The sequence below is a fragment of the Psychrobacter sp. 1Y4 genome, from assembly GCF_051847555.1.
The window spans coordinates 1-523 of the sequence record NZ_JBPYDE010001128.1 but is presented as its reverse complement, the minus strand read 5'-3'; the positions used below and the strand labels follow the sequence as shown (position 1 = coordinate 523).

Below are 523 nucleotides of genomic sequence, written 5' to 3'. Positions count from 1 at the left end.
GATCGGTTTCTGTGATTTGTAATTCAACGAAATTAGGCGGCGTTACTGATAAAGGCGCGCCATTGAATAAAGTAATGATACACAGTGCATTACTGTTCTCTTTTAGCCATTTGGGTGCATCGCCTATGGCGTTTTTGTCAGCTTGGATCTGCTCAAAGCTTTCAGGATGCATAAAATGCCAAAACTCGCCATCGTTGTATAGATAGTTCATTTCGGTATCCATCACATCAGCGGCTTCTAAGCTGTCGCCTGATTTGAACGTTTGCTCCAATACTTTACCACTACGAAGATTACGCAGCTTAACGCGGTTAAAGGCTTGACCTTTACCAGGCTTAACAAACTCGTTTTCAAGAATGGCACAAGGGTTGCCATCAAGCATGACTTTTAGACCAGCTTTAAATTCATTAGTAGAAAAACTTGCCACAAGAGACTCCTAGGGGTTGTAGATATGGTAGTAGATAGATATGAGGCTGACTGTACCAAAAGTTGCTGCCAAGCCAAGTGCTTACGTATTAGCGGTATA

Annotated in this window: 1 protein-coding gene; it reads right to left on the bottom strand. The window is 42.3% G+C overall.

Annotated features, from left to right (window positions below):
• On the bottom strand, positions 1 to 424 hold a 424-nt coding region (locus ACS8FC_RS20765; protein WP_439298176.1), incomplete at its 3' end, for an elongation factor P.
• Positions 425 to 523 lie beyond the last annotated feature (99 nt).